This window comes from Deltaproteobacteria bacterium, from assembly GCA_003194485.1.
Taxonomy (GTDB): Bacteria; Desulfobacterota; Dissulfuribacteria; order Dissulfuribacterales; family UBA3076; genus UBA3076.
This window is the reverse complement of record PQXD01000003.1, coordinates 114,603-121,614: the sequence shown is the minus strand read 5'-3', so window position 1 is coordinate 121,614 and position 7,012 is coordinate 114,603. Positions and strand designations below refer to the sequence as shown.

The 7,012-nt window shown below is 50.5% G+C and carries 7 protein-coding genes (1 of these 7 running past the window's edge); all 7 read left to right on the top strand.

Annotation, left to right across the window (positions count from 1 at the left end):
* A protein-coding gene (locus C4B57_02805) for a hypothetical protein (protein ID PXF55566.1) crosses the window boundary here: on the top strand, positions 1–211 show its 3' portion. Its footprint begins 11 nt before the window's first position; 211 of the gene's 222 nt are visible here — the last part of the coding sequence; the start codon falls outside the window, past its left edge; it ends in the stop codon at positions 209–211.
* A gap of 18 nt (positions 212–229) precedes the next feature.
* On the top strand, positions 230–448 hold the full coding sequence (locus C4B57_02800) for a 50S ribosomal protein L31 (protein ID PXF55565.1): 219 nt from the start codon (positions 230–232) through the stop codon (positions 446–448).
* 1 nt (position 449) lies between these two features.
* The gene (gene prfA, locus C4B57_02795) at positions 450–1,547 is read left to right on the top strand and encodes a peptide chain release factor 1 (protein ID PXF55564.1); all 1,098 of its coding nucleotides are present in this window, start codon (positions 450–452) and stop codon (positions 1,545–1,547) included.
* The gene (gene prmC, locus C4B57_02790; protein PXF55563.1) at positions 1,513–2,415 is read left to right on the top strand and encodes a peptide chain release factor N(5)-glutamine methyltransferase; all 903 of its coding nucleotides are present in this window, start codon (positions 1,513–1,515) and stop codon (positions 2,413–2,415) included. Before prfA ends, prmC begins: the two co-directional genes overlap by 35 nt.
* 208 nt (positions 2,416–2,623) lie before the next feature.
* Positions 2,624–4,390: a DNA primase gene (locus C4B57_02785; GenBank protein PXF55562.1), complete on the top strand. Its 1,767-nt coding sequence runs from the start codon at positions 2,624–2,626 to the stop codon at positions 4,388–4,390.
* Between the two features lie 426 nt (positions 4,391–4,816).
* A complete protein-coding gene (gene rpoD / locus C4B57_02780; protein PXF55627.1) occupies positions 4,817–6,085 on the top strand; it encodes an RNA polymerase sigma factor RpoD in 1,269 nt (422 codons plus the stop codon).
* 222 nt (positions 6,086–6,307) lie between these two features.
* Entirely contained in the window at positions 6,308–6,583 is a 276-nt protein-coding gene (locus C4B57_02775; GenBank protein ID PXF55561.1) for a hypothetical protein, read from the top strand.
* The last annotated feature ends 429 nt before the right edge of the window (positions 6,584–7,012 follow it).

Below are 7,012 nucleotides of genomic sequence, written 5' to 3'. Positions count from 1 at the left end.
TCCTGCCCCCTCCCCGTTCTCCTTCGCTTCGCTCCGGAGCCGGGGTTTCCCCCGCCCCAAAGGCCAAGAAAAACTGCGGGACTTACGCAGGTCGCTCCAAGGGACGGCCCTGCCCCGTGATCAAATACGCGAAGTTCGGCGTGCCGGGCGGAAGATTTTGGACAAAAACGCTTTTTGCAGTATAATTGAATTTCAGAATATCAATATCTAAACAGGAGATATAAAAACAATGAAGGAAAAAATTCATCCGAAATACTATAACGCCAAGGTAAGATGTGCCTGCGGTAATGAGTTTGAGATAGGTTCAACCAAAAAAGAGATAAAGGTAGAGATATGCTCCATGTGTCATCCTTTTTTTACAGGCAAACAGAAACTCGTCGATACCGCCGGGCGGGTGGAGAAATTCTACCGGAAGTATGGTGAGGCCGCGGAAAGCAACAACCCTTGAAATGTTAACTAAACTTCAAGAATTAGAGAAGACGTACCAGGCTTTAGAGAAAGAACTAAGCGATCCTGATTTACTTAAAGATCAAAAGAGATATCAGAAAATTGCAAAAAGGCACGCCGATCTGAGGATAATAGTTGAAGCCTACCGCCAGGATCGTGAGGTAATTAAACAGATTGACGAGAACAGGGTCTTACTCAATGATCCTGATCCGGAAATCCGGGAGCTCGCGCAGTCGGAACTGGAGCAGCTTGAGGAGAAAAGTCAGGGGCTCGAGCAGAAAATAAAATATCTCCTCCTGCCCAGGGATCCTAATGACGAAAAGAACGTACTTTTGGAAATCAGGGCCGGTACAGGCGGAGACGAGGCCGCCCTTTTTGCAGCGGATCTGTTCCGTATGTACAGCCGTTATGCCGAGCAGAAAAACTGGAAAGTGGAGGTGCTGAACGTCCATATGACCGGGGGCGGCGGATTCAAGGAAATAATCGCCCTTGTCTCCGGGAACAGGGTTTACAGCCGTTTAAAGTACGAGAGCGGCACCCACAGGGTCCAGAGGGTTCCTGATACCGAGACCCAGGGGCGCATACATACATCGGCCGTTACTGTGGCCGTACTGCCCGAGGCCGATGATGTGGACGTGGATATCGATCCTGCTGACCTCCGGGTTGACGTTTACCGTGCCTCCGGAGCAGGGGGACAACACGTCAACAAGACGGAGTCCGCAGTACGTATCACCCATCTGCCCACAGGGCTGGTAGTGCAGTGCCAGGACGAGCGCTCGCAACACAAAAACAGGGCCAAGGCCATGAAGGTGCTTTATGCCCGTCTTCTGGACCTGAATCGCAGAGAACAACAATCCCAGCTCTCAGACGAAAGGCGGAGCATGGTGGGCACAGGGGACAGGAGTGAGCGTATTCGTACCTACAACTTTCCCCAGGGCAGGTTGACCGACCATCGGATAGGCCTCACCCTTTATCGCCTCGAGACTGTAATGGAAGGAGATATAGACGAAATAATAGAGGCACTGGGGACTCATTATCAGGCACAGGCCCTGACCCAAAGCTCAGATGACAATAGTCCGGATACTCGCACAGGCCACTGAACAACTCTCCTGCGCCTGCATAGAAAACCCGCAACTTGAAGCTGAGATTCTGCTGGCCCACCTGTTGGGAAAAGAACGGATCTGGCTTCACCTCCATCCCGAGTTTCTGCTCGAAGACTCTTTAAGAGAGCAGTACATGGCCCTTGTTTCCCGAAGGGCCTTGCACGAACCCACTGCCTATATTTCAGGCCAGCGGGAATTCTGGTCCCTTTCATTTCGTGTAACCAGGGACACCTTAATACCCAGGCCCGAGACCGAGTTGATCGTGGAGATCGCCCTTGGCCTTGTCAGGCATGAAAGATGGCAAAGGCCCTTTATACTGGACCTGGGCACGGGTAGCGGCGTCCTGGCAATAACACTTGCATGTGAAATTCCAGAAGCCGCTTTAGTGGCAACAGACCTGTCCTTTAATGCCCTGGTCGTGGCACGCCAAAATGCCGAGAGACACGGAGTGCTATCCAGGGTAAGCCTGTTACAGGCAGACTGGACCGGTCCCTTCAGATCGTATGAAGCCGGCATTTATCCGCCTGGAAAAGCGGTTGCCGGCGCAGACCGGGGATTTCATCTGGTTGTCAGCAACCCGCCTTATGTGGCTGATAAGGACAGAACGCTCCTGGCAAAGGAAATAATCAATAATGAACCGGAGAGATCGCTCTTCAGCGGAAAGGATGGGCTTGGAGACATTGCAAGACTTATCAAGACCGTACCCCGTATACTTCGCAAAGGAGCATGGTTCATCTGTGAAATCGGATATGATCAGGGGAGACAGGCCATTCGGATGACCGGGGATACAGGGGCATATAAATGCGCAGAAATCAGAAAAGACTTGTCAGGTAATGACAGGGTCCTGATGGCCAAGAAGATCTGAAGAGGTTATAAACTTCCGTAGACTGTCGCTCCTGCTTAATCATTTGAGTGTCAAGCACTGCTTATTGACAGATTGGTCTGCCCTGTTATTATGACCATCCGACAGGGTTGTGACCTCAATGAATTTGCGGCTGGATTTTTGGAGATTGAAATCCTTGATCCTTCGTGCATCATTTCCTTCAGGTATGCTGGGTTAAAGGGCGTATGGCATGAGTTCGTATATTCCTGAAGACGTCCTCAGAAGTGTGCTTGAAGCTTCGGATATCCGACAGGTCATCGGAGAATACGTGTCGTTGAAAAAAAGAGGCCGGAACTGGATCGGCCTCTGTCCATTCCATCCGGATAAAGATCCTTCCTTTTCAGTCAGCGAAGAAAAACAAAAATTTTACTGTTTCGGATGCGGCGAAGGCGGAGATGTCTTCAAGTTTCTCATGAAGATGCAGGGCATGAGCTTTGTGGAAGCAGTGAAGGCCCTGGCCGACCGTTACGGTATAATCATTCCTGAAAGACCGAGATCGTCCCGGGATCAAAAGCATCGCTTGGAGGCTGAAGAATTAGTCAGTCTCAATCTGGCGGCAGCAGGGTTCTATCACCAAAATCTCCTTCATTCATCCGGGGCCGGTGACGCACGGGCATATCTTGAAGGCCGCGGCCTGAAATCCGGGATAATTTCCCGATTCCGGCTTGGCTGGGCCGATGATCGCTGGGATGGCCTTATCAATTATTTAAAGACTGAAGGATTGTCGCTGGATAAGGCAGAAAAGGCGGGACTGATCGTCTCCAGGAAGAGCGGGAAGGGGCACTATGACCGTTTCCGTGGGAGGATCATCTTTCCCATCCTCGGCAGGTCCGGAAAGGTAGTGGCTTTTGGCGGTCGTATTCTGGGAGATGGCCAGCCCAAGTATCTGAATTCTCCCGAAACACCTGTCTATAATAAGAGTAAGGTCCTTTACGGCCTGTTTCAAAACAAGGGGGCAATCAGACGGGCTGGCAGGGGCTATGTGGTTGAAGGATACATGGATCTTCTGGCCCTGGCTCAGTCCGATATAGATCAGGTCGTTGCAACACTCGGTACGGCCTTGACCGAGGATCATGTCAGGCGGTTGAAAGGACTTTGCAGGGACTGGATTCTGGTTTTTGACGGTGATGCCGCAGGGGTCAAGGCCGCCCTCAGGGCGCTTCCGTTCTTTTACAAACTGGATCTCAGGGTCAGGGTGCTTAATCTTCCCGCTGAGGATGACCCGGACAGCTTTGTCAGGCGGGAAGGCCGGAAGGCCTGGGAGTCCCTGGCAGATACAGCCGGCTCCGGTCTTGATTTTGCGATTCAGCAGGGCCTGTTGTCTTACGGAAAGGACCCGGAAGGTAAATTCAGAACATTAGAAGACGTGCTGCTGATCCTTCAATCTGTCAATGATCCTGTCAGAAAATCGCTTCTGGCAGGACATGTAGCCCAGAAAGTTGGGATAAGGGAGGAAATCCTTTGGGAACGTCTGAATGTCCGCAATTCCAGTACCGTCGTTCCCAATATCAGAAAGCGTTATGAGCCATCTGCCGGGGTCAAAACCCGCGAGTGTCCTGGAAACAGGGCGGAGGCCAAGCTGATTGGTTTCCTGCTCGGTCATCCCCAGTATATGGAAAGTTTCTTGGATGCCGGTCTTGATCTGTGGCTCGAGGTTCCATCCTTGAGGGATCTTTGGATGGCAATGTCGCATCTCTACAGCATGTCGGGGGATCTCAATCTTTCAGAGCTATATAATCAGCTTGAGCCTGTACCTGAATTGAAGGCCTTGGCCATGAGACTTTCTGCAGATCTATCCCCTTTTAAGGATAGAGAGCAGGAGATGCTTTCAGGGCTGAAGAGATATTGTGAGGGTCGTCGCAACAAGGTCTTGAGGTGGCATGTTCTGGAACAGATAAAGGCCCCTGCGGAGGCGGATGATGAAGGTCTTTTAAGGCAGTTGCTGCAGCTCAGGTAAGCATCTTCAATAACTGCAAGACCGCGCTTTGTCTGACTTGATGTCGTCTCTGCGAAAAAGGAGGGATTGATGAGGGAAGAAGGGAGTCGTGATTTGCACTGCTTGGCGGAAGCCCAGCTTTCCGATTGGGGGGAAAATGTCAAAGAACCTGTTTTTCAAGGAACAAAGAAGGCCGGCCGGAAGAGCCGGGACCGGACATGTTGGGGAAAGTATGAAGGAGAGCACGGCCTATACGGAGATATTGATCAAGATGATAAGGGCGTGCATGAGTTAATCGGCGGTTCTGCGCCGGGATTGCTTGCAGGGGATGAGTTAAAACCTGTCGAAGTTATTACTGATAGATCCGGGGATGATGTAAAGGACTTTTATCTATATGAAGGAAAGGGTGGCGGGGATGTTGACCCGGTAAAAATCTATCTCAAGGAGATGGGAGACAGGGTTTTTGGCAGGGCAGAGGAGGTCGCCATAGCAAAGGCTATGGAGGAAGGAGAGCGGGCGTTCGTAGAGGCCTCATTATCCATCCCGGATGTAGTTGATGCCTTTCTCAAGAAAGCGCGGGTCATTGTAAAGAATGTTGGTTGTGTGGCTGAAAATGATTCGGATTACATTAAAGCAAAAAAAACAGCCAATTCAGGAAGCGGGAAAGCCCACCTCAGAGATATTCTGGATGAGATCCAAAAGCTTCAGGTGAAAAATCGCAGGCTTCTGAGTTCCATAAAGCCCGGCCTGGACGATGATGCCATGGGTGCTATTAAACAGGCGCTCGCGGAAAACCGGTCTTCAATGATGAAGACCTTAGGGAAAGGGCGAATCGAAAAATGTTTTCAAGATCTGTTGTGCCAGGCATTCAACAAGGAAAAGCGGAAATTAAGCGCTGTTTCAGAAGGCGAACTTTTGGCGAGGTTCGGGCTCTGTGCCAGAGAACTGGAAAGTGTTATTTCCAGGTTCAATGAAGGAGTCAGTCTTGCCAGAGACGCCAAAAAGTGTCTTGTCTGGGCCAATCTCCGTCTTGTTGTCAGCATCGCCAAGAGATATTTCCATCGGGGTCTGCATCTTTCTGACCTCATACAAGAAGGCAACATAGGTCTTATGAAGGCCGTTGATAAATTCGAATATAAAAGAGGTTACAAGTTCAGCACCTATGCAACCTGGTGGATTCGTCAGGCGATTAACAGGGCTATTGCCGATCAGTCCAGGACAATTCGCATACCTGTCCATATGGTGGAGACCATGAACAAGGTTGTTTGGGCCACAAGTGCCCTTATTCAAGAGACCGGGAAGGAGCCCACTCCCGAGAGGGTTGCCGAGACCCTGGGATTGCCCAGGGACAAGGTATCACAGATATTAAAGATGGCCAGAGATCCCATATCCTTAGAGACTCCCATAGGAGATGGCGAAAACAGCCACTTAGTGGATTTTATCGAGGACAAAGAGGCCAAGACCCCGGATGAGACTGTCATAGGTACAAATTTAGCGGAACAGACAAGGATTGCTCTCGGCACATTAACCCCGAGAGAAGAGAAAATACTTCGAATGCGTTTCGGGATCGGAGAGCAGTCAGATCACACCCTTGAAGAGGTTGGCAGGGACTTCTTTGTTACCAGAGAGCGTATACGTCAGATAGAACAGAAGGCCTTGAGAAAGTTGAGACATCCCAGCAGAAGCCGGGGGTTGAGGAGTTTTGTAAAAAGTTAAAATCAGTTACGATCTTTTTTGTTCAATGTTCTTGGCAATGACATGATGCAGGGTTCCCGGCATAATCCAGCCCGGCCTATCCCGGCCCCATAGTCAGTCCCCAACAGCAGTCGGCAATCTTTCAGTTAAACGGCACGCTTCTTGCTTTACTAATTATCAGAGCGTGCAGGATAGACCTGCATTGTGGAATAAGACGCTCTAATCCATAAAGGAGGCGTTGTCATGAGAGAGCATTATTACTGGCACGCACCAGATACATCAGGACTGAGCGGGGAAGATGATGCCGCACGTATGGCCGAGGATTATGTATTGTCGAGTTCCGAGAAGTCCAAAGCCAGGGCCACGTCCTTGTTTATTATCCAGTCTATCGTAGCCAGACACGGGGGAACAGTTGAAATAGATCTGGCAACGTATACGCTAAACATCGATTTGCCACCCGAAGAACAGGTTGCCTGTGCACGAGAGATAGAGGAACAGGTGGGATATATGTGCCGATAGATGGCCCCCGCCGCCGCATCATATTCATGTAACAATATCCTCTATCCGTTCCTCCCAGGCAGTCTTATATTCAGCACATCTATTCTTCTCGTCCTTTATATCCTGCCTTGAACCGGTTGCCTTTTTCCGGGTTTCAAAGCTAACTCATTGCAGACCGAAAGAGGCAGTGCAATTTGGCCCGCGATCGAAACCCTGTAAAAGGCAAACCGCTCCTGCGGCAGGGGGCACGGATGGCAACCGTTCACTGGCAGGGGATATTTCTTTGAACAGTTTAACGGAAGCCCCCGTAGTTTTCTCGGCTTTTGCTGTGGGGGAAACCCCGGCTCCTGAGCGCAGCGAAGGAGAACGGGGAGGGGGCAAGACTCCCCCATGTCAAAAGCCTTAAGAAAACAAGGGGCTGAAGTGTTAAGTGAAAAGAAATATCCCCTG